The sequence below is a fragment of the Pseudomonas sp. GV085 genome, assembly GCF_003050925.1.
GTDB lineage: Bacteria > Pseudomonadota > Gammaproteobacteria > Pseudomonadales > Pseudomonadaceae > Aquipseudomonas.
In genome coordinates, this window is sequence record NZ_QAOV01000005.1 from 180,775 (window position 1) to 202,219 (window position 21,445).

The window sequence follows — 21,445 nt, forward strand, 5'->3', positions numbered from 1 at the left end:
TGCTTAGTCTTCCAGCAGCTCTTCAGCCTGACCCAGGATGTTTTCCAGGGTGAAGCCGAACTCTTCGAACAAAGCCGGCGCAGGCGCCGACTCGCCGTAGGTGGTCATGCCGATCACGCGGCCTTCCAGGCCCACGTACTTGTACCAGTAGTCGGCATGGGAAGCCTCGATGGCGATACGCGCGCTGACCTGCAACGGCAGGACCGCTTGCTTATAGCCGGCATCCTGGGCATCGAACACGCTGGTGCAAGGCATGGAAACCACGCGCACCTTGCGGCCCTGCTCGGTCAGTTTGTCGAAGGCCTGTACGGCCAGACCGACTTCCGAACCGGTGGCGATCAGGATCAGCTCAGGCTCGCCTGAGCAGTCCTTCAATACGTAGCCGCCACGGCTGATGTCGGCGATCTGCAGGGCGCTGCGGGTCTGGTGCTGCAGGTTCTGACGGGAGAAGATCAGAGCCGAAGGACCGTCCTTGCGCTCCAGTGCGTACTTCCAGCTCACCGCCGATTCAACGGCATCGGCTGGACGCCAGGTATCGAGGTTCGGCGTGCAGCGCAGGCTGGCCAGTTGCTCGATTGGCTGGTGAGTCGGGCCGTCTTCGCCCAGACCGATGGAGTCGTGGGTGTAGACATGGATCACGCGCTGCTTCATCAGGGCCGACATGCGTACCGCGTTACGGGCGTATTCCATGAACATCAGGAAGGTCGCGCCGTAAGGCACCAGGCCGCCGTGCAGGGCTACGCCGTTCATGATCGCAGTCATGCCGAATTCGCGAACGCCGTAGTACATGTAGTTGCCGCTGGCGTCTTCGGCGGTGACGCCTTTACAACCTTTCCACAGGGTCAGGTTGGAACCGGCCAGGTCAGCCGAGCCGCCAAGGAACTCGGGCAGCAGCGGGCCGAACGCGTTCAGGGCGTTCTGGCTGGCTTTACGGCTGGCGATGGTTTCGCCCTTGGCCGCCACTTCGGCGATATAGGCATCGGCCTTCTCGGCGAAATCGGCTGGCAGGTCACCGCTCAGACGACGCACCAATTCATTGGCTTCGGTCGGGAAAGCGGCAGAGTAGGCAGCGAAACGCTGATCCCACTCGGCTTCCACGGCGCGACCGGTTTCCTTGGCGTCCCACTCGGCGTAGATGTCGGCCGGGATTTCGAACGGGCCGTGATTCCATTTCAGCGCCGCACGGGTCAGGGCGATTTCCGCGTCACCCAGCGGGGCGCCGTGGCAATCTTCCTTGCCTTGCTTGTTCGGCGAACCGAAACCGATGGTGGTCTTGCAGCAGATAAGGGTTGGCTGCTCGCTTTTGCGTGCAGTGTCGATCGCAGTCTTGATCTCTTCCGGGTCGTGACCGTCGACATTACGGATCACTTGCCAGTTATAGGACTCAAAGCGCTTCGGCGTGTCGTCGGTGAACCAGCCTTCGACTTCGCCATCGATGGAGATGCCGTTGTCATCGTAGAAGGCGATCAGTTTGCCCAGGCCCAGGGTACCGGCAAGGGAAGCGACTTCGTGGGAAATGCCTTCCATCATGCAGCCATCACCCAGGAATACGTAGGTGTGGTGGTCGATAATGTTGTGGCCAGGACGGTTGAACTGCGCTGCCATGACTTTTTCAGCCAGGGCAAAACCCACGGCGTTGGCCAGGCCCTGGCCCAGTGGACCGGTGGTGGTTTCTACGCCCGGGGTGTAGCCGAGCTCCGGGTGGCCCGGGGTGCGGCTGTGCAGCTGGCGGAACTGCTTCAGGTCATCGATCGACAGGTCATAGCCGGTCAGGTGCAGCAGCGAGTAGATCAGCATCGAGCCGTGGCCGTTGGACAGTACGAAGCGGTCACGGTCGGCGAACGATGGATTGCTCGGGTTGTGTTTGAGGTAGTCGCGCCAAAGTACCTCGGCGATATCTGCCATACCCATAGGGGCACCGGGATGGCCGCTGTTGGCTTTTTGCACGGCATCCATGCTGAGGGCACGAATGGCGTTGGCACGCTCACGACGGCTAGGCATCGCTGTTCTCCTGGGATTCTGAAACAAGAGTGAGTAAATCGAAACGGAAAAAAGGCGAGCATTTTCCCTCACCGGGCCGCCTCGGGGCAATGACAGATAGTCATCTGGAGGCGTTTTTCCAATGGATAACGACGTATTAACGTGATGAAACCTTTCTGCTCTGGCTTTGTTGACTGAACCTAACGTCAAGAAGTGCCATCTATCGAGCAATATCAAAACTTTTTGATATTGCTCTTGCGATGCCTTCGGCCCGTGACTAGACTGCCGGCCCTATGAATTTACGCGTGCCCTCCATTCAACATGACGATTGCGATGAGCTGGCGGCCTTGTGCAAGGCTGGCGGCGATCCCCTGCGGTTGAATGTTTTGCGCGCACTGGCCAACGACTCGTTCGGTGTGCTGGAACTGGCGCAGATCTTCGGCATCGGCCAGTCAGGCATGAGCCACCACCTCAAGGTACTGGCCCAGGCCGGCCTGGTGGCGACGCGCCGCGAAGGCAACGCGATCTTCTACCGTCGCGCCCTGCCCCACACCGAACTGCTGGGCGGCAAACTGCACGCAGCCCTGCTCGAAGAAGTGGACAACCTGACGCTGCCGACCGACGTACAGTCGCGCATCACCCAGGTCCATGGGCAACGGGCGGCCGCCAGCCAGGACTTTTTTTCACGGGTGGCGGAGAAGTTTCGCGCCCAGCAAGACTTGATCGCCGGCCTGCCGCAATACCGCGAAAGCGTGGTGGCCCTGCTCGACAAGCTGAGCTTCGACAAAGACGCCACGGCCATTGAAGTCGGCCCCGGCGATGGCGCATTCCTGCCGGAACTGGCGCGCCGCTTCGCGCAGGTCACGGCGCTGGATAACAGCAGCGCGATGCTCGAACTGGCGCGCCAGGTCTGTGAACGCGACAAACTGACTAACGTTAGCCTGCAACTGGCCGATGCATTGAACGGCGTCAGCCTCAAGGCCGATTGCGTGGTACTGAACATGGTGCTGCACCACTTTGCCGCGCCGGCCGATGCGCTCAAGCACATGGCCCACTTGCTGCAACCAGGCGGTAGCCTGTTAGTGACAGAGTTATGTAGCCACAACCAGAGTTGGGCCAAGGAGGCCTGCGGTGATCTCTGGCTGGGGTTTGAACAGGACGATTTGGCCCGTTGGGCCACCGCTGCGGGACTCGCTCCCGGGGAAAGCCTCTATGTAGGCTTACGCAATGGTTTCCAGATCCAGGTCCGCCATTTTCAGCGACCGGCTGGCGACACTCACCATCGGTAAATTCAGGAAAACATCGAGATGAGCGAATACTCCCTTTTCACCTCCGAGTCCGTGTCTGAAGGGCATCCGGACAAAATCGCCGACCAGATTTCTGATGCGGTGCTGGACGCCATCATTGCTGAAGACAAGTTCGCCCGTGTGGCGTGCGAGACTCTGGTGAAAACGGGCGTGGCGATCATCGCCGGCGAAGTCACCACCTCGGCCTGGGTCGACCTGGAACAGATCGTTCGTGACGTGATCCTGGGCATTGGCTACAACAGCTCCAACGTCGGCTTCGACGGTGCGACCTGCGGCGTGATGAACATCATCGGCAAGCAGTCCCCTGACATCAACCAGGGTGTCGACCGTGCCAAGCCTGAAGATCAGGGTGCCGGCGACCAGGGCCTGATGTTCGGCTACGCCAGCAACGAAACCGACGTGCTGATGCCAGCGCCGATCACCTTCTCGCACCAACTGGTGCAGCGCCAGGCCGAAGCCCGCAAATCCGGCCTGCTGCCTTGGCTGCGTCCGGACGCCAAGTCGCAAGTGACCTGCCGCTACGAAAACGGCAAGGTTGTCGGCATCGACGCCGTTGTCCTGTCGACCCAGCACAACCCGGAAGTGTCGTACAACGACCTGCGCGAAGGCGTGATGGAGCTGATCGTCAAGCACGTGCTGCCTGCCGAACTGCTGAGCAAGGACACCCAGTTCCACATCAACCCGACCGGCCAGTTCATCATCGGCGGCCCGGTGGGTGACTGCGGCCTGACCGGTCGCAAGATCATCGTCGACAGCTACGGCGGCATGGCCCGTCACGGTGGCGGCGCGTTCTCCGGTAAAGATCCATCGAAGGTTGACCGTTCGGCAGCCTACGCCGGTCGTTACGTGGCCAAGAACATCGTTGCCGCCGGCCTGGCCGAGCGTTGCGAAATTCAGGTGTCCTACGCCATCGGCGTTGCCCAGCCGACTTCGATCTCGCTGAACACCTTCGGCACCGGCAAGATCAGCGATGACAAGATCGTCAAACTGGTCCGCGAAGTGTTCGACCTGCGTCCATACGCGATCACCACCATGCTCGACCTGCTGCACCCGATGTATCAGGAAACCGCTGCGTACGGCCACTTCGGTCGCACCCCGGCAACCAAGACCGTTGGTGACGACACCTTCACCACGTTCACCTGGGAAAAAACCGACCGCGCCGACGCTCTGCGTTCTGCTGCCGGCCTGTAAGATTTCCCCGCAACACCCGAAGCCCCGCACGGTTCGCGCCTTGCGGGGCTTTTTATTGCCTTGCGCTTGAGACCGTATGGCGGCCTTCGCGAGCAGGCTCGCTCCCACAGTTGATCTTTGGCGTGACTGATATCTGTGGGCAAGCGCAAATCCCTGTGGGAGCGAGCCTGCTCGCGAAGAGGCCAGCACAGCCACCGGAAATACCCGGCAAAATACCCCCTCTCCGCGCCACCCCATACTGACCTAGCCTTCACGCACCTCACCGAGCAAGGACGCTCAAGATGCTTTCCGACCTGCGCCTGTTTTTCGCCGTTCTACTGACCTTTGCCCACCTGACCGCCAATGCCACAGAGTGCCCGGACTGGCCATCCGAACGCGCCCTGAACGAAGTCAACAAACTGCAACAGCAAATCGACCTCTGGGACGACAGCTATCACCGCCAGGGACGCTCACTGGTCGCCGATGAACTCTACGACCAGTCCCGCTCGCAACTCACCCAATGGCGCCACTGCTTCAACCTGAGCCTGTCCGCAGACCCCTTGCGCACTGCACGCGGCACGCTCCCCCACCCTATCGCCCACACCGGCCTGGACAAACTGCATGATCGTCCCGCAGTGGAAAAATGGCTGCGTGACCGGGTGGACGTCTGGGTCCAGCCTAAAATCGATGGTGTGGCGGTGACCCTGGTTTACCGTAACGGCCTGTTGGCCCAGGCAATCAGCCGTGGCGACGGCGAAAGCGGTCAGGACTGGACGGCTCCGGCACGGCAGATTCCGGCCATCCCGCATCGGCTGTCGCAGGCCCGGGACGTGATCGTGCAAGGCGAACTGTATTGGCGCCTGACCGATCACGTGCAGGCCCAGGCCGGCAGCCTCAATGCTCGCGCCTCGGTGGCCGGCCTGATGGCGCGCAAGGTCTTGAGCGCCGAACAGGCCGCCGGCATCGACCTGTTTGTCTGGGATTGGCCCCAGGGACCGGCGAGCGTGCCCGAACGTGCCGCGGCGCTGACTGCGCTGGGCTTCCCGAGTACCACGGCATACAGCCAGCCGATCGCCTCCGTCATCGATGCCGAACGCTGGCGCGAACACTGGTATCGCTCCCCCCTGCCCTTTGCCAGCGACGGCATTGTCCTGCGCCAGAACCAGCGCCCGGCCGCCGAACGCTGGCAGGCCAGGTCACCTTACTGGGCCATCGCCTGGAAATACCCCTTCGCCCAGGCACTGGCCGAAGTCCGCCAGGTTCACTTCAAAATCGGCCGGACCGGGCGGATCACTCCGGTACTTGAACTGACCCCGGTGAAGCTCGATGACCGGCAGATCAAACACGTCAGCGTCGGTTCGTTGCAACGCTGGCAGGCGCTGGACATACGTCCGGGTGACCGGGTCGCCATCAGCCTGGCCGGGCTGACCATTCCCAGGCTCGATAGCGTTGTATCGCGCAACAGCGAACGCGCCGAATTGAACGCGCCGCTGGCAGCGGACTTTCATTCATTGAGTTGCTGGCGACCGACTCCGGGCTGTGAGAGCCAGTTCCTCGCGCGCCTGACCTGGCTCAGCAGCAAACAGGGGCTGGCGCTGCCCAATGTGGGTCCGGGCACTTGGGAAAAACTTCTTGCAACAGGTCGCCTGAACGGCCTGCTGGATTGGTTGGCCCTCGATGCTCAAGAGCTTGCTACCATTGACGGTTTCGGCGAGCGCAGCGCGGTTCGCCTCGCAGACAGCTTCAACCGAGCCCGGCAACGCCCGTTCGCGCACTGGCTGAAAGCCTTGGGATTACCGCCGACAGGTCAGGTGCACCTCGGCAACTCATGGCAGGCACTGGCGCAGCGAGACATTGAACAATGGCGGGCCGAGACCGGTATCGGACCAGGACGCGCGGCGCAACTGAACGCCTTTTTCAGCGATCCGCAGGTCCTGGCCTTGAGTGAAACGTTACGTGATGCGGGGATTGACGGCTTTTAGCGGTCAGCCTTGCGCCCAGCGGGAACCCCAGGGGACCGCCGGGCTCCAACAAGCCGTTGCCACACCGGCCCGCTTGTCTTCTTACATGGAGCTTTTATGAAATTTCTTTCACCGCTCGTCCTGTTGGCCCTTTGCAGTGTGCTGGCCACCCCGTTGATGGCGGACGAGGAAGCGCCGGGGCTGACCGGTTGCGCGGCCAGGAAGCAAGGTATCGTCAACCAGATCGAATTGGCCAAGGTCCACGGCAACGCCGACCAGCAGGCCGGTCTGGAAAAAGCCCTGAGCGAAGTCGAGGCGAACTGCACCGACGCCTCGCTGAAGAAGGAGCGGGAAAACAAGGTGCTTGACGCCAGGCACGAGGTCAGCAAGCGTCAGGCGGACCTCGACAAGGCCATGAGCAAAGGCGACTCTGACAAGATCAACAAGCGCAAAGACAAACTCGCCGATGCCCGCAAGGAATTGCAGGACGCACTCGATGAGCTGGATAAATAAGCAAGCTCCCTCGCCACAACAGCAGACCGTCGCAGCCGAGAATCAATGATCCCGAAACGCCTTATGACAAGCACTGCAAGCATCTTCGACTTTCTGCACCGACGGCCCCAGGTTACTGGCCTTGTAGGGTTGAACCTGGCTGGCGATCACCAATTCACCGGTGGCGGATTCAAGGTCACGGGCCATGGCCTGGAAGCGCGCCTGCTGCTCCCAGACATCGCTCTTGGCGCTGGTGTGATCTTCTTCGCGGACCTGCGGAAAGTGTTGCCACGGCTCACGGGACAGCGCATCGAGTTTCACCGAGCCCTCGGCGAACTTCGGGCCATCGAACGCAATGCGCCCACGCAGCATGCCGCCCAGGTCTTCGCCAGTCTTGAGCATCTGCTTGAAAATGGCCTTGCGCTGGCCGAGCGGCGAGTTGGGGTCGACTCCGCCACAAGCGGACAACGTCAGGCAGGCCAGCAATACAACAGAAAGTCTTTTAAGAGTCATGGTGGCTTCAGGTCACGGGAAACGGCGGCCAGTATCCTCGCGTCATCGGCAAAGACCAATAGCCCTATTATCAATAAGGGTTGCTTGAGCGCATGGAGCACTCAGGTAACCGGCAAAGGAATCACTCCATGAACAGCCGTATCAAGGCATGGCGTCACAGTCTGGCCTGGACCCTGCCGATGGTGGCCCTGCTCGCAGGCTGCACCGGTGGCGACAACCAACAACCGAAGACCCATGCTCTGGCGACCTATTCCAGTGCCACATGGGAAGCGCTGCCGACGGTGTCCGACATCGACCTGGTCGCCGGCTTCGGCTCATGGCGTAGCGCCTGCACCCGACTCAAGGCCGACCCGGTCTGGGGTGGCACCTGCGCAGCGGCTGCCAACGTGCCGCAAACCGCCAGCGACATTCGCGGTTTTCTCAAACAGAACCTCGATGTCTATGGCCTGCGCGCTGCCAACGACAACCCCAGCGGTCTGATCACCGGCTACTACGAACCGGTCTATCCCGGGAGCCTGACCCAGACCGGCGCTGCCAATGTCCCGGTCTATGGCGTCCCCGAAGACATGATCATCGTCGCCCTCGACAGCATTTACCCGGAACTCAAGGGCAAACGCCTGCGCGGTCGGCTCGAAGGTCGCGTGCTCAAGCCGTACGACGATGCGGCAACCATTGATAGCAAAGGGGTCAAGGCGCCGGTCGTGGCCTGGCTGACCGATCCGATGAACCTGCAGTTCCTGCAAATCCAGGGCTCGGGTCGTATCCAGCTCGACAATGGCCGCCAGTTGCGCATTGCTTACGCCGATCAGAACGGCCATCCGTATCGACCGATTGGCCGCTGGCTGGTGGAACAGGGCGAGTTGAAAAAAGAAGACGTGACCATGGGCGCCATCAGTACCTGGGCCAAGGCCAATCCGTCACGGATTCCCGAACTGCTCGGCAGCAACCCCAGCTACGTGTTCTTCACCCGTAACCCGGACAGCAACGAAGGCCCGCGCGGCTCGCTGAACGTACCGCTGACCGCCGGTTACAGCGCGGCAGTGGATCGCAAGGTCATCCCGCTGGGCAGCCTGTTGTGGCTGTCCACCACCAAACCGGACGGCACCGCGCTGGTTCGCCCGGTGGCAGCGCAGGACACCGGCGGCGCCATTGCCGGCGAGGTCCGGGCGGATCTGTTTTGGGGCACCGGCGATGCGGCCGGGCAATTGGCCGGAGACATGAAGCAGCAGGGGCAAATCTGGATGCTCTGGCCCAAAGGTGCGGCGCTACCGCAAGTGCCGCAGGTGGCGGATGCGGTTAAAGCCAATCCTTGAGCAACTGATTACTGTAGGAGCCGGCAAGCCGGCTCCTACAGGTCAATAGTGTCAGCGAAGATCTGTCAGACCGACACCACAAAGAAACTCACGATCAACGCCATCCCCACGAACCACACCAGCGACCGCAGCGTCGCCCAGTCCGCCAGGTAGCAGATGATGTAGAGCAGGCGGCTGGTAATGAACAACACCGACAGCACATTGATCGTCACCAGTTCGGCATTGCCGACCAGGTGCGCCACGATCACCGCCGCCGCGAACGCCGGCGTCACTTCGTAACTGTTCAACTGCGCCGAGTGTGCCCGCCTGCCCAAACCTTCCAGAGAGTCGAGAAAATCCCGAGGGTCATGATTGTCTTTCAGCCTGAACCCGCCACTGATCTTGGCGACCCACGTACACACATACGGCAGTAAAATCGCAATCAAAATGCACCACAGAGCCACCGTCATAACGTCGTCCTTTCTTCTAGTTGTGGAGAGTTGAACTCCATCCGCGCGATTAAAATTTCATCACCAGTATGCCGATCATCACAAGGCTACAGGCGAGCAACCGTGGCCCGCCAAACGGTTCTTTCAGGTAACGCATGCCAAACAGCACCACCAGAATCACGCTGATCTCGCGCAACGCTGCGGCCTCGGCAATCGAACCCAACTGCATCGCCCACAGCACCAAAGCGTAGCTGAACAACACGCAGAACCCGACCGCCAGGCCCAGCCGCCACTGCTCGCGCCAGAACAGCATGAACGCGGGTCGTTTACGCACCAACGCCAATAGAGGAAACGGCCAGGCGCTGAGCAGAGTGACCCAGACCAGGTAATCCAGTGGATGGGACCAGCGCCGCAATGCCTGCCCGTCGATGTAGGTGTAGCAACCGATGCACAGGCCGATCAGCGCCACCACCGGTAGCATCGACCATGGAAGGCGCGCTCCGCCGCCGCCCTGCCAGAGCAGGCACAGCATGCCGAACGGGATCAGCAGGATTCCGAAAATCTGTTGGTGGGTCAGCTCTTCCCCGGCAAAGATCAGCGTCAGCGCCAGCACCACCAACGGCGACAGGCCTCGCATCAACGGGTAAACCAGCCCGAGGTCACCGACCCGATAGGCCTGGATCAACAAATAGCGATAGAGCAACTCGAACGCCGCCGATGCCAGGATCCACGGCCAGATCTCCAGCGGCGGCACGCTCAGGAATGGCAACATCAGCGCGACAAAGAGCAGCGCCACACTGTCCATGCAGGCCACCACCAACAGCCGCTCCGCACTGAACTTGATCAGGGTATTCCACGCCGCGTGCAACAGCGCCGCCATCAACACCAACGCCGTCGCAAGCACGGCCTACTCCTTTTGTTGTCTCCACGATCCTTGTAGGAGCGAGCTTGCTCGCGAAAAAAGCAAGGGCAACGCGGTTAGCCAGCAAACACGCGTCATCGTTGACGTCCTTCGCGAGCAAGCTCGCTCCTACAGTGTTCGGCAGAGAATTGATTCGCCATATACCAGTGGCTGTTTATACTGCAAGCGACCACGCCGCACTCAGTTGCGCACAGACTAATTCCAATAAAAATTCTGCCCGGCCCGCTCTCGTCGAGGACGGTCGTCGGCCTGCGTATGCCTGATCACAGCGTCAAGACTACCGACAGAGACCTTGCGCATGCCACTCGCTTTGCTTGCCCTCGCTGTTGCCGCCTTCGGCATCGGCACCACCGAATTCGTCATCATGGGCCTGTTGCCCGACGTCGCCCGCGATCTCGGCGTGAGCATTCCCGATGCCGGACTGCTGATCACCGGCTATGCCCTGGGTGTGGTGTTCGGCGCACCGATCCTCGCCGTCGGCACCGCCAACATGCCGCGCAAAGCTACCCTGCTGGGCATGACGCTGATGTTCATCCTCGGCAACATGCTCTGCGCGCTGGCGCCGAATTACGCCACGCTGATGGCCGCGCGAGTGATCACCGCACTGTGCCATGGCGCATTTTTCGGCATCGGTTCGGTGGTCGCCGCCGGGCTGGTGGCACCCAACAAACGGGCCCAGGCGATTGCCATGATGTTCACCGGCCTGACCCTGGCCAACGTGCTCGGCGTGCCGCTGGGCACCGCACTCGGGCAATACGCAGGTTGGCGCTCGACCTTCTGGGCGGTGTCGGTGATCGGTGTACTGGCGGCGATTGCACAATGGGTCTGGTTGCCGAAGAACATCGCGATGGATAAAGCCAACCTGGCCAGCGAGTTCAAGGTGCTGGGCAAGGCCAACGTACTGCTGGCACTGGGCATGAGTGTGCTGGCTTCGACCAGCCTGTTCAGTGTGTTCACCTACATTGCGCCGATCCTGCAGGACATCACTGGCGTCAGCCCGCACGGCGTCACCATCATGCTGCTGTTGTTCGGCGTTGGCTTGACCGCCGGCAGCATGCTCGGCGGTCGTCTGGCGGACAGCCGCTTGCTGCCTTCACTGGTGGGCATGGCGCTGGCGGTACTGGTGGTGCTGGCGGCGTTCACGCAAACCAGCCATTCGGCCATTCCGGCAGCGATCACGCTGGTGCTGTGGGGTACGTTCGCCTTTGCGCTGTGCCCGATCCTGCAACTGCTGATCATCGATCAGGCTATTGAGGCGCCAAACCTGGGTTCTACCTTGAACCAGAGCGCCTTCAACCTCGGCAACGCCGCCGGAGCCTGGATCGGCGGCCTGGTGGTGGCCAGCGGCGCGGATCTGGCGGACTTGCCGTGGACCGGTGCGCTGGTCAGCGGGCTGACCGTGTTGACTGCATTGTTCTTCATCTATCGCCAGCGTCGCGTTGCGGCTGCGCTTGATGTGGCGGGCTGAGCATCAAATTGATCGTATGCTCGCGAAGGGCGCGCCACTAATCTCACTGAGCGGCATCATCATCCTTGAACTGGTCTTTGACGTACTTGATCTCGGTTCGGCCATGGGGCGCGGGCAAGCCGTCTTCACCCAGGTTGACGAAGACCATCTTCTCCACGGTCAGGATGCTCTTGCGGGTGATCTTGTTGCGCACTTCGCATGTCAGGGTGATCGAGGTGCGGCCGAATTCGGTTGCCGTGATGCCCAGTTCGATGATGTCGCCCTGGCGCGAGGCGCTGACGAAGTTGATTTCGGAAATGTACTTGGTCACTACACGCTGGTTCCCCAACTGGACGATGGCGTAGATCGCCGCCTCTTCGTCGATCCAGCGCAGCAGGCTACCGCCGAACAAAGTGCCGTTAGGGTTGAGGTCTTCGGGTTTTACCCATTTGCGGGTGTGGAAATTCATATTCACTCCTGACCATCTTGCCGATTGATGCCTGGCATCATGGCAGAGCCCGGGCTAGAGCTCTATCGAGCTTTGACTATGGTCTCGATTACCGTTCGGACATTGACCAACAGAAACGCTTTGGAAGATCAGCATAGCCCGCTATAATCGCCACCGTTTCAAAACGGTCATCATCGCTTGATACCGTTTTCCCGCCACCTGTCCGAGGGGCGCTGCAGCAGGTTCTTCCTGTCAGGCTCGGATGGGGCGTTGCCTGGCCTTAAGCCAGACACTAAACGCACAACGGCGCCCATTCGCATACATTACGAATGGAGGCTCTTCATGAGCGCTGTTATCACGCCTGCAGATTTTACCGATTACAAAGTCGCCGACATGTCCCTGGCTGCCTGGGGCCGTCGCGAAACCATCATCGCTGAATCCGAAATGCCAGCCCTGATGGGTCTGCGTCGCAAGTACTCCGAAGAGCAACCGCTCAAGGGCGCGAAGATTCTCGGCTGCATCCACATGACCATTCAGACTGCCGTGCTGATCGAAACCCTGGTTGCCCTGGGTGCCGAAGTACGCTGGTCGTCCTGCAACATTTTCTCGACTCAGGACCAGGCCGCCGCGTCCATCGCCGCTGCCGGCATCCCGGTTTTCGCCTGGAAAGGTGAAACCGAGCAAGAGTACGAGTGGTGCCTTGAGCAGACCATCCTCAAAGATGGCCAGCCATGGGACGCCAACATGATCCTCGACGACGGCGGCGACCTGACCGAGCTGCTGCACAAGAAGTACCCACAGGTTCTGGACCGCGTCCACGGCGTGACCGAAGAAACCACCACCGGCGTTCACCGCCTGCTGGACATGCTGGCCAAGGGCGAGCTGAAAATCCCGGCCATCAACGTCAACGACTCGGTGACCAAGAGCAAGAACGACAACAAGTACGGCTGCCGTCACAGCCTGAACGATGCCATCAAGCGCGGCACCGACCACCTGCTGTCCGGCAAGCAAGCGCTGGTCATCGGCTACGGCGACGTGGGCAAGGGTTCCGCTCAGTCCCTGCGTCAGGAAGGCATGATCGTCAAGGTTTCCGAAGTCGACCCGATCTGCGCCATGCAAGCCTGCATGGACGGTTTCGAACTGGTTTCGCCATTCATCGACGGTATCAACAACGGTACTGAAGCAAGCATCGACAAGGCACTGCTGGGCAAGATCGACCTGATCGTGACCACCACCGGCAACGTCAATGTTTGCGATTCGAACATGCTCAAAGCCCTGAAGAAGCGTGCCGTTGTCTGCAACATCGGTCACTTCGACAACGAAATCGACACCGCTTTCATGCGCAAGAACTGGGCATGGGAAGAAGTGAAGCCGCAGGTTCACAAGATCCACCGTACCGGCGCTGGCGATTTCGATCCGCAGAACGACGACTACCTGATCCTGCTGGCCGAAGGCCGTCTGGTTAACCTGGGCAACGCAACCGGCCACCCGAGCCGCATCATGGACGGCTCGTTCGCCAACCAGGTTCTGGCGCAGATCTTCCTGTTCGGCCAGAAGTACGCCGACCTGTCGCCCGCCCAGCAGGCCGAGCGCCTGACCGTTGAAGTACTGCCCAAGAAACTCGACGAAGAAGTGGCCCTGGAAATGGTCCGTGGCTTCGGCGGCGTCGTGACTCAACTGACCAAGACCCAGGCCGACTACATCGGCGTGACCGTCGAAGGCCCGTTCAAGCCGCACGCTTACCGCTACTGATCGGCCGGATCTTCCTGTGTAGGAGCGAGCTTGCTCGCGAAAGACGTCAAGGCAACGCGTTTATCCAGACAGCGCGCGTTATCGTTGACGTCCATCGCGAGCAAGCTCGCTCCTACAGGGGGCCAGCGTCCGCCTTATGAGTTTCCAAGGATATGACCATGTCCCAAGATCGTCGCTACAGCTTCGAGTTCTTCCCTACGAAGACCGATGCCGGGCAAGAAAAGCTGCTCGCCACTGCTCGCCAGTTGGCCACCTACAACCCCGATTTCTTCTCCTGCACCTACGGCGCCGGCGGTTCGACCCGTGATCGCACGCTGAACACCGTGTTGCAGCTCGAAAGCGAAGTCAAAATCCCTGCCGCTCCGCATCTGTCCTGCGTGGGCGATAGCAAAGCTGACCTGCGCGGCCTGCTGGCCGAGTACAAGGCCGCCGGCATCAAGCGTATCGTCGCTCTGCGCGGTGACCTGCCTTCGGGCATGGGCATGGCCAGCGGTGAATTGCGCCACGCCAACGACCTGGTTGAATTCATTCGTGAAGAAACCGGTGATCACTTCCACATCGAAGTCGCCGCTTACCCGGAAATGCATCCGCAAGCGCGCAATTTCGAAGACGATGTTGCCAACTTCGTGCGCAAGGCCAACGCTGGCGCCGACAGTGCGATCACCCAGTACTTCTTCAACGCCGACTGCTACTTCTACTTCGTGGAACGTGTGCGGGCGCTGGGTGTGAACATCCCGATCGTGCCGGGCATCATGCCGATCACCAACTACAGCAAGCTGGCGCGCTTCTCCGATGCCTGCGGTGCGGAAATCCCGCGCTGGATCCGCAAGCAACTGGAAGCCTACGGCGACGACACCCAGAGCATTCAGCGCTTTGGTGAACAGGTCATCACCGAAATGTGCGAACAATTGCTGCAGGGCGGCGCTCCAGGGCTGCACTTCTACACACTGAACCAGGCTGAAGCGAGCCTGGCGGTGTGGAGAAACCTGAAATTGCCGCGTTGAGGCAGCTACAAGCTGCAAGTTGAAAGCTACAAGCAAGATCAAAAGATCGCAGCCTGCGGCAGCTCCTATCCCCGGAATGTGTATTCCCTGTAGTAGCTGCCGCAGGCTGCGATCTTTTGCTTTCAGCGCACTATTAATGTGCAGCAATCCACGGAGTTAGAGCATCTGCGGTCAGTTTCTGGCTCTTTCCGGTTTCTCGTCGTAATCTCAAACCCATGCCTTTGATCACGCAATTAATCGCCATGCTTGTCTTCGCTTGCCTGAGCTTCGCCGCTCGGGGCGAGAAGCTGCGCATTGTCACGGAGCCGTGGGCGCCTTATGTGTATGAAGTCAACGGCAAATCGCTAGGTCTGGACTACGAAACCACCGCCATTGTCTTCAAGCGCCTGGGCATCGAAGTGGAATGGCAGTTCCTGCCATGGAAACGCTGCCTGTCGATGCTTGAAACCGGGCAGGCCGACGGCGCGCTGGACATCTTTCACAGCGACGAACGCGATGCGACCCTGCTCTACCCCAGCGAACCACTGTCTGAAGTCCAGTTCGTGATGTTCTACGCCAATGACCGGCCCCATCCGTTTCGCACCCTCGATGACTTGCGCGGCCTGACCATCGGCACTTCGCCGGGGTACCTGTACAGCAAGGACTTCAGCGATTCGACGCTGTTCACCCGCGAGCCGGCTCCCACCCATGAAGCCAACTTCGGCAAACTGGTGCGCGGGCGCATTGACCTGCTGATTACCGACCGCCGGGTCGGCCAGCATTTGCTCGATGAACTGGGCATCCGCGGCAAGATCACCGAAAACCCCACGGTCATCAGCCAGCAAAGCCAGTTTCTCGCGGTGCGGCGCAATGCGGGCATGGATCTGCTGGTGCAGCGTTTCGGCGCCGAACTCAAACGCTTCAAGCGCGAACCTGCCTACGCTGAACTGAGCGCCCGCTATGGCGCGCAACCGGCGGCCAGCGTGAAGGCTGAAAAGGCCACGGCTACCACGGAAAAAACCGTTGAGCAGCAGGAAAGCAGCGCGCAGTGATAGCTCTGTTATACTCCGGCCTTCCCGCCAGGCTCACGCCCGGACGCCCGGAATCGTTAAAGGCATCTCAACCCCGCTACTGCGCAGCTTTGCAGCCCGCGCGAGCGTTTGCAGACGAGCCTTCGAGACCCAGCAGGACCGGACGGGATTGCGTCCTCTTAAACGCCATTCGCGCCAGGCAAGACTCCCATTGGGCCAAGCCCTAACTTAAAACAGGATTACTCATGTCCTTTGCTTCCCTCGGTCTCTCCGAGGCTTTAGTCCGCGCCATCGAGGCAGCGGGCTATACCGAGCCTACTCCGGTGCAACAGCGGGCCATTCCCGCCGTGTTGCAAGGTCGCGACCTGATGGTCGCGGCACAGACAGGTACTGGTAAAACCGGCGGTTTCGCCCTTCCGATCCTGGAGCGGTTGTTCCCCAACGGTCACCCGGACAAATCCCAGCGTCACGGCCCGCGCCAGCCGCGCGTACTGGTCCTGACCCCGACTCGCGAACTCGCCGCACAAGTGCATGAAAGCTTCAAGGTCTATGCCCGTGACCTGAAGTTCGTCAGCGCCTGCATCTTCGGCGGTGTCGGCATGAACCCGCAGGTTCAGGCCATGGCCCGTGGCGTGGATGTGCTGGTGGCCTGCCCTGGCCGCCTGCTCGACCTGGCCGGCCAAGGCAGCGTCGACCTGTCCCACGTGGAAATCCTCGTGCTGGACGAAGCCGACCGCATGCTCGACATGGGTTTCGTCCATGACGTGAAGAAAGTGCTGGCACGTCTGCCAGCCAAGCGCCAGAACCTGCTGTTCTCGGCGACCTTCTCCAAGGACATCACCGACCTCGCCGGCAAGCTGCTGCACAACCCGGAGCGCATCGAAGTCACGCCGCCGAACACCACGGTCGAGCGTATCGAACAGCGTGTGTTCCGCCTGGCCGCCAGCCACAAGCGTTCGCTGCTGGCGCACCTGATCACCGCCGGCGCCTGGGAACAGGTGCTGGTGTTCACCCGCACCAAGCACGGCGCCAACCGCCTGGCCGAGTACCTGGACAAACACGGCCTGAGCGCCGTCGCGATCCACGGCAACAAGAGCCAGAACGCCCGCACCAAAGCCCTGGCCGACTTCAAGGCCGGCGAAGTGCGCATCCTGGTCGCCACCGACATCGCCGCCCGCGGCCTGGACATCGACCAGTTGCCCCACGTGGTCAACTTCGAGTTGCCAAATGTGGATGAAGACTACGTGCACCGTATCGGCCGTACTGGCCGCGCCGGTCGTTCGGGCGAGGCGATTTCGCTGGTAGCCCCGGACGAAGAAAAACTGCTGAAAAGCATCGAACGCATGACCCGTCAGAAAATCGCCGACGGCGACCTGATGGGCTTCGATGCCAGCGCCGTGGAAGCCGAGAAACCAGAAGTGCGCGAGCGTCCGGACATGCGTAACCCGCGCAATCCACGTGGCCCACGCGGCGACGGTCCGAACGGCAGCGGTGGCGGCGGCGGTCGCAAGGACAAAGGCAAGGACAAGGGCAAGGAAAAACCGGCCGGCGAACGCGGCGAGCGCCCTGCCCGTCAGCAAAAGCCCCGCGAAGGTACTCCGGCCCGTGAACAGCGTCAGCCGAGCCAAGCACCACGCGTCGCCGCTGACCGTGCCCCGGACGAGTTCCTGGACGACGATATCGATAACTTCGGTAACCGCGTCGACTACGTGCCGCAGCAGAAACCGGCCCAAGGCCGTGGGCGCCGTCCGGGTGCTCCGGCACAAGGCACCGCCGCCAGTTCGGGCGCTCCACGCTCCGGCAAACCACAAGGTCGCCAGAGCGGTCCGCGCAACAGCGATGGCGCCAGCACCGGCACCCCACCGGCCAAGCGTAGCGGCCCTCGCAGTGGCGCACCGCGCGACGGCCAGGCCCGCCGCGAAGACTCGCGCAACCGCCGCCCGGCCCGTGACGACCAGCCGCTATCCGAGCCGGCCGTGCAGAACCCGCGTGGCCCGGCGCCGAAGATCATGCACAAGGAATCGAAGGCCGACCGCTTCCCGACACCTGAGCAACTGGATCAACTGCCGAGCCGTCCTCGTGGTGAGAAACCAGCGCTGCTGACCCGCAATCGCTGAGTTATCGCTGCAATAAAAAATGCCCCTGATCGCGAGATCAGGGGCATTTTTTTATGGCTGATGAAATCCTGTAGGAGCGAGCCTGCTCGCGATGGTCGTCAACGATAACGCTGCAAGCTTGATGCTCTGCGGCGCTCTCAGGTTTTTCGCGAGCAGGCTCGCTCCTACCGTCTCAGCATTACTTCGCTTTAACACCTTCAAACGAAATGTACAGATCAACCGCGTCGGACTGTGGGCCCAGGTCCATCATCTTGCCGAAATCGGAACGCTTGATGCTGGTAGTGCCCTCGAAGCCTGCACGGTAGCCGCCCCATGGATCCTTGCCTTCACCCAGGAAAGTGGCCTTGATCACGACTGGCTTGGTTACGCCAGCAATAGTCAGGTCGCCGGCCACGTCGGCCGTGTCTTTGCCAGCGGCGTTTTTACCGGTGGCCTTGACGCTGGTGGACACGAACGTGGCCTTAGGGAAATCAGCCACTTTCAGGAAGTCTTTGCTGGAGACGTGCTTGTCACGTTCGGCGTTGTTGGTGAAGACGCTGGCAGTGTTCACGTTGAACTCGATCTTGCTGTCTTCAGGCTTGGCAGCGTCGAAGCTGAACTTGCCGTCCATGGTCTTGAAGGTACCGGTGATGAAGCTGTAGCCCAGGTGGCTGATCTTGAAGTTGACGAAGGCGTGCTGGCCTGTTGTGTCCACAACGTAGTCAGCCGCCATCACGTTGGCGGACAGCAGAGCGGAACCGATTGCCAGAGCGGCGAGGGTCTTTTTCAACATGCTTTGTTTTCCTTGGGAGTCGAGGTTGAACTTCAGGCTTTGCGACCCAGCATTCGCTTGAGGGTCGCATCACGATCGATAAAGTGGTGCTTCAATGCTGCCAACGCATGGAGGCCGGAAAAAATTACCAGCACCCACGCCAGATAGAGGTGAATCGCACCGGCGTTATCTGCCTGGTCCGGCAGTCCCGAAACCAGGGCAGGCACTTCAAACCAGTCAAACACCGGAATCCCGGCACCTTCTGCGGTGGAAATCAGGTAACCGGCAACCATCACGGCGAACAGACAGAAATACAGAAAGGCATGACCGAACATGGCACCCAGGCGCGTCATGCGGCTGTAACTGGCCAATGCCGGTGGTGGCGGGCTGATGAAACGCCACAACACCCGCAGCACCATGACCCCCAGCAAGATCAAACCAATGCTCTTGTGCAGATCCGGCCCGTCCTTGCGCCACGGGTCGTAATAGCCGAGACCGACCATCCACAGCCCGAGGGCGAACAAACCGAACACGGCCAGCGCCACGCCCCAGTGCATGATGATGCTGACCCAGCCGTAGCGGGAGGTCGAGTTACGTAGCTGCATTGCCTAGATCCCTGTAAGTGCTGGCCCAAGACTATCGGGTTATCTATCGAATTAAAGCCGAAAATTTCGCTTTGAAATATCGAGAAATACGATCAAGAGTCTGAAACAGGCGAGTTAAGGAAAGATTAAAGTCGAAAGTGTTAGAAAAAATGAATACAAACCGAAGAACACCTGTACCAAATGTTTTATTCGATTTTAGACCCCGGCTTTCTTCAGGCAAAAAAAACGCGGCATTTACGCCGCGTTCTTTTTGTCCCAGGGCTTACTACGCCTTGGCATCCATCGCCGGAGTCGCCGCAGGTTTAGCTGCTGGCTTCTTCACCGGCTCGGTTTTCTTGGCCGGTGCCTTGACCGGGGCTTTTTTCGCCTCAGTCTTGGCAGCCGGTTTTGCCGGAGCCTTTTTGGCCGGCTCGGTTTTTACCGGGGTCGCAGGCTTCGGTGCTTCCACCGGGGCCGGTGCGACTGCCGGGGCTGGCGCCGGAGCAGGCACTGGCGGTGCAACCGGCTCAGGTGCCTTGACCAGCTCTGGCTTCTTCTCGTCATCGGAGCCGCCGAACAGGTTGCTGAAGAAATTGCCTTTCTTCGCCGCCACCGCACCAGCGCCCGCCGCCGCGGCGGCCGGGACCACTTTCGCCGGTTCGAACGACTTGCCCGCCGCCAGGTCTTCAACCTGGCTGGCCGCACGCTGACCAGTGCGCAGCGCGCCTTCCAGGGTGCCCGGATACAGGGTGTCGGTGTGTTCGCCAGCGAAGGTTACGCGCTGAATCGGGCGTTCCCACAGGCGCCAGAACTTGCTGATCTGGCCCGGGCCGAAGGCCAGGTAGGCGCCGCCAGTCGACGGGTCGGTGCTGTAGCGACGGATTTCATAACCGGTGAACGAACCGCGAGCCTGTGGATAGAACGCATGCAGGCGAATCAACACCTGATCGACCATCTGCTTGTCGCCGAACGCCTGCATCACTCGTGCATTGTCGCCGGACAGGTTGATCACCACATTGGCACCGCCCTTCAGGGCAGGCTCGATCCACAACATGCCCAGGCCGGTGTTGCTGTAGATCTCGCCAGACATGCGCGCCTTGGATTCCCACACCGGCGTCTTGAACTTCAGCATGATCTGGTCGCGCCATCCGTAGTTGGTGCCCTTGATCGCCGCCAGGTGCTGGGCGTCCAGCGCCGGGATCATCTGGATCTTGTTCAGGGCGCGCAGTGGCACCGCCAGCACGACATAGTCAGCCTGATAGCTGACGCTATCGACTTTGACGGTCACGCCGTCCTTGTCCTGAGTGATTGACGAGACCCGGGAATTGGTCTTGATGGTTTTCAGCTGCTTGACCAGGGCCTGGGCCAGCACCGGACTGCCACCGACCAGGCGCGAAGCCCGCAGGTCACGATCGGAGACTCCGCGGTAAACGCGGCTCTGCTGCGCGAAGTACAGCAGCGACAAGCGCGAAGGTTCGTCGTAGCGGGTACGGATCTGTTGGTTGATCAGCTGGCGGGCGGTGGCCGGCAGGTTCTGCTTGTCGAGCCAGCTCGACACGTTGATCTGATCCAGCGCGTACAGCGTGTTGTTGGCGGCCGGGTTCTGCGGGTCGTCGATCGAGCGCGCCAGATCGTCCACAGTCTTGTCGAAGCGCTTGAGCGCCTCGGCGGTGGCCGGCTGCTTGGTCGCCAGGTCGGCGGCAGAGAAATACTCACCATCGATCAGATAGCCTGGGGTCCGCACGAACTCAGGGGCCGCCGTGGTGCTCAGCTTGAAGTTCGATACGTATTTGTTCAGCACCGGTTGGGCCTTGTCGTTGCCGATCCACTCGCTGGTGGCCATGCCGGAACGGCCGCCCAGGCTCGACTTGGCTTCCAGCAGGGTGACCTGCCAACCCTTGTTCTGCAGCTCGAACGCAGCAGTCAGGCCCGACAGGCCGCCGCCGATCACGATCGCGGTTTTATCCTTGGCCAGCGCAGACACGCTGAACAGCCCCAACAACACCAGCGCACAGGCGCGCAGCCAACCGACAGACATTCAGCGAACTCCGGAATCACACGAGGAAAACAGCAGTTTTTGCGAGCCAGACGGCTCAAGAACCGCGAAGGATACGTCAGCCTTCCAACACCCGCCAGCAACGTCTATCGACCTGGATAAAGTAGCTGATTCGACACAATGGGTTGTCCCCGTGGCACGCATTGCATAGGCTTGCGCGATTGTTTGTCCGCGCTGGTCACGGACCGCC

At 60.8% G+C, this 21,445-nt stretch carries 18 protein-coding genes and 1 riboswitch; of the genes, 10 read left to right on the forward strand and 8 right to left on the reverse strand.

The window, feature by feature from the left end:
- Positions 1–3: 3 nt before the first annotated feature.
- Positions 4–2,001: a transketolase gene (tkt, locus tag C8K63_RS12600; protein ID WP_108217007.1), complete on the reverse strand. Its 1,998-nt coding sequence runs from the start codon at positions 1,999–2,001 to the stop codon at positions 4–6.
- Between the two features lie 272 nt (positions 2,002–2,273).
- On the opposite strand from tkt, the gene C8K63_RS12605 reads away from it, so the two are divergent.
- The 4 genes from C8K63_RS12605 (at position 2,274) to C8K63_RS12620 (ending at position 6,931) form a co-directional block, all read left to right on the forward strand.
- Entirely contained in the window at positions 2,274–3,269 is a 996-nt protein-coding gene (locus C8K63_RS12605) for a metalloregulator ArsR/SmtB family transcription factor (protein ID WP_108217008.1), read from the forward strand.
- An 18-nt stretch (positions 3,270–3,287) separates the two neighbouring features.
- Complete coding sequence (gene metK / locus C8K63_RS12610) at positions 3,288–4,478, forward strand: methionine adenosyltransferase (RefSeq protein WP_108217009.1); 1,191 nt, start codon at positions 3,288–3,290, stop codon at positions 4,476–4,478.
- A 281-nt stretch (positions 4,479–4,759) separates the two neighbouring features.
- Positions 4,760–6,439 (forward strand): NAD-dependent DNA ligase LigB, encoded by a 1,680-nt coding sequence (ligB, locus tag C8K63_RS12615; protein ID WP_108217010.1) that lies wholly within the window; start codon positions 4,760–4,762, stop codon positions 6,437–6,439.
- Positions 6,440–6,535: 96 nt separating this feature from the next.
- On the forward strand, positions 6,536–6,931 hold the full coding sequence (locus tag C8K63_RS12620) for a DUF1090 domain-containing protein (protein ID WP_108217011.1): 396 nt from the start codon (positions 6,536–6,538) through the stop codon (positions 6,929–6,931).
- 42 nt (positions 6,932–6,973) lie between these two features.
- On the opposite strand, the gene C8K63_RS12625 is transcribed toward C8K63_RS12620, so the two are convergent.
- On the reverse strand, positions 6,974–7,423 hold the full coding sequence (locus tag C8K63_RS12625; protein ID WP_108217012.1) for a cytochrome c: 450 nt from the start codon (positions 7,421–7,423) through the stop codon (positions 6,974–6,976).
- A gap of 128 nt (positions 7,424–7,551) precedes the next feature.
- Between C8K63_RS12625 and C8K63_RS12630 the strand changes: the two genes are divergently transcribed.
- Positions 7,552–8,736, forward strand: coding sequence for a murein transglycosylase A (locus C8K63_RS12630; RefSeq protein WP_108217013.1), 1,185 nt, complete (start codon positions 7,552–7,554; stop codon positions 8,734–8,736).
- A gap of 65 nt (positions 8,737–8,801) precedes the next feature.
- Here the strand turns inward: C8K63_RS12630 and C8K63_RS12635 are convergent, their stop codons facing one another.
- Both C8K63_RS12635 and C8K63_RS12640 read right to left on the reverse strand, forming a co-directional pair.
- The gene (locus C8K63_RS12635; protein WP_108217014.1) at positions 8,802–9,185 is read right to left on the reverse strand and encodes an MAPEG family protein; all 384 of its coding nucleotides are present in this window, start codon (positions 9,183–9,185) and stop codon (positions 8,802–8,804) included.
- A gap of 49 nt (positions 9,186–9,234) precedes the next feature.
- The gene (locus tag C8K63_RS12640) at positions 9,235–10,068 is read right to left on the reverse strand and encodes an EamA family transporter (protein WP_108217015.1); all 834 of its coding nucleotides are present in this window, start codon (positions 10,066–10,068) and stop codon (positions 9,235–9,237) included.
- Between the two features lie 316 nt (positions 10,069–10,384).
- Here C8K63_RS12640 and C8K63_RS12645 point away from each other — a divergent pair, with 316 nt between their 5' ends.
- Positions 10,385–11,554: an MFS transporter gene (locus tag C8K63_RS12645; RefSeq protein ID WP_108217016.1), complete on the forward strand. Its 1,170-nt coding sequence runs from the start codon at positions 10,385–10,387 to the stop codon at positions 11,552–11,554.
- A gap of 43 nt (positions 11,555–11,597) precedes the next feature.
- Here the strand turns inward: C8K63_RS12645 and C8K63_RS12650 are convergent, their stop codons facing one another.
- Complete coding sequence (locus tag C8K63_RS12650) at positions 11,598–12,002, reverse strand: acyl-CoA thioesterase (RefSeq protein WP_007994339.1); 405 nt, start codon at positions 12,000–12,002, stop codon at positions 11,598–11,600.
- A 198-nt stretch (positions 12,003–12,200) separates the two neighbouring features.
- Positions 12,201–12,300, forward strand: a riboswitch (S-adenosyl-L-homocysteine riboswitch).
- 23 nt (positions 12,301–12,323) lie between these two features.
- Here C8K63_RS12650 and ahcY point away from each other — a divergent pair.
- From ahcY to C8K63_RS12670, 4 genes are all read left to right on the forward strand, one after another.
- Entirely contained in the window at positions 12,324–13,733 is a 1,410-nt protein-coding gene (gene ahcY / locus C8K63_RS12655) for an adenosylhomocysteinase (protein ID WP_108217017.1), read from the forward strand.
- A gap of 158 nt (positions 13,734–13,891) precedes the next feature.
- The gene (gene metF, locus C8K63_RS12660) at positions 13,892–14,737 is read left to right on the forward strand and encodes a methylenetetrahydrofolate reductase [NAD(P)H] (protein ID WP_108217018.1); all 846 of its coding nucleotides are present in this window, start codon (positions 13,892–13,894) and stop codon (positions 14,735–14,737) included.
- 215 nt (positions 14,738–14,952) lie between these two features.
- The gene (locus tag C8K63_RS12665) at positions 14,953–15,768 is read left to right on the forward strand and encodes an ABC transporter substrate-binding protein (RefSeq protein WP_108217019.1); all 816 of its coding nucleotides are present in this window, start codon (positions 14,953–14,955) and stop codon (positions 15,766–15,768) included.
- Between the two features lie 224 nt (positions 15,769–15,992).
- The gene (locus C8K63_RS12670; protein ID WP_108217020.1) at positions 15,993–17,864 is read left to right on the forward strand and encodes a DEAD/DEAH box helicase; all 1,872 of its coding nucleotides are present in this window, start codon (positions 15,993–15,995) and stop codon (positions 17,862–17,864) included.
- 178 nt (positions 17,865–18,042) lie between these two features.
- Here the strand turns inward: C8K63_RS12670 and C8K63_RS12675 are convergent, their stop codons facing one another.
- From C8K63_RS12675 to C8K63_RS12685, 3 genes are all read right to left on the reverse strand, one after another.
- Positions 18,043–18,636: a YceI family protein gene (locus tag C8K63_RS12675; RefSeq protein ID WP_108217021.1), complete on the reverse strand. Its 594-nt coding sequence runs from the start codon at positions 18,634–18,636 to the stop codon at positions 18,043–18,045.
- Between the two features lie 32 nt (positions 18,637–18,668).
- On the reverse strand, positions 18,669–19,220 hold the full coding sequence (locus tag C8K63_RS12680) for a cytochrome b (protein ID WP_108217022.1): 552 nt from the start codon (positions 19,218–19,220) through the stop codon (positions 18,669–18,671).
- A 265-nt stretch (positions 19,221–19,485) separates the two neighbouring features.
- Entirely contained in the window at positions 19,486–21,237 is a 1,752-nt protein-coding gene (locus C8K63_RS12685) for a flavin monoamine oxidase family protein (protein ID WP_108217023.1), read from the reverse strand.
- Positions 21,238–21,445 lie beyond the last annotated feature (208 nt).

Excerpts from the sequence above, each read along its gene's own strand:
- C8K63_RS12685 (WP_108217023.1), bottom strand. The coding sequence starts at position 21,237 with ATGTCTGTCGGTTGGCTGCGCGCCTGTGCGCTGGTGTTGTTGGGGCTG.
- C8K63_RS12675 (WP_108217021.1), bottom strand. The coding sequence starts at position 18,636 with ATGTTGAAAAAGACCCTCGCCGCTCTGGCAATCGGTTCCGCTCTGCTG.
- ligB (WP_108217010.1), top strand. The coding sequence starts at position 4,760 with ATGCTTTCCGACCTGCGCCTGTTTTTCGCCGTTCTACTGACCTTTGCC.
- C8K63_RS12680 (WP_108217022.1), bottom strand. The coding sequence starts at position 19,220 with ATGCAGCTACGTAACTCGACCTCCCGCTACGGCTGGGTCAGCATCATC.
- ahcY (WP_108217017.1), top strand. The coding sequence starts at position 12,324 with ATGAGCGCTGTTATCACGCCTGCAGATTTTACCGATTACAAAGTCGCC.
- C8K63_RS12665 (WP_108217019.1), top strand. The coding sequence starts at position 14,953 with ATGCCTTTGATCACGCAATTAATCGCCATGCTTGTCTTCGCTTGCCTG.
- C8K63_RS12635 (WP_108217014.1), bottom strand. The coding sequence starts at position 9,185 with ATGACGGTGGCTCTGTGGTGCATTTTGATTGCGATTTTACTGCCGTAT.
- C8K63_RS12605 (WP_108217008.1), top strand. The coding sequence starts at position 2,274 with ATGAATTTACGCGTGCCCTCCATTCAACATGACGATTGCGATGAGCTG.
- C8K63_RS12650 (WP_007994339.1), bottom strand. The coding sequence starts at position 12,002 with ATGAATTTCCACACCCGCAAATGGGTAAAACCCGAAGACCTCAACCCT.
- C8K63_RS12645 (WP_108217016.1), top strand. The coding sequence starts at position 10,385 with ATGCCACTCGCTTTGCTTGCCCTCGCTGTTGCCGCCTTCGGCATCGGC.
- metK (WP_108217009.1), top strand. The coding sequence starts at position 3,288 with ATGAGCGAATACTCCCTTTTCACCTCCGAGTCCGTGTCTGAAGGGCAT.
- C8K63_RS12670 (WP_108217020.1), top strand. The coding sequence starts at position 15,993 with ATGTCCTTTGCTTCCCTCGGTCTCTCCGAGGCTTTAGTCCGCGCCATC.
- C8K63_RS12630 (WP_108217013.1), top strand. The coding sequence starts at position 7,552 with ATGAACAGCCGTATCAAGGCATGGCGTCACAGTCTGGCCTGGACCCTG.
- C8K63_RS12625 (WP_108217012.1), bottom strand. The coding sequence starts at position 7,423 with ATGACTCTTAAAAGACTTTCTGTTGTATTGCTGGCCTGCCTGACGTTG.
- C8K63_RS12620 (WP_108217011.1), top strand. The coding sequence starts at position 6,536 with ATGAAATTTCTTTCACCGCTCGTCCTGTTGGCCCTTTGCAGTGTGCTG.
- metF (WP_108217018.1), top strand. The coding sequence starts at position 13,892 with ATGTCCCAAGATCGTCGCTACAGCTTCGAGTTCTTCCCTACGAAGACC.
- tkt (WP_108217007.1), bottom strand. The coding sequence starts at position 2,001 with ATGCCTAGCCGTCGTGAGCGTGCCAACGCCATTCGTGCCCTCAGCATG.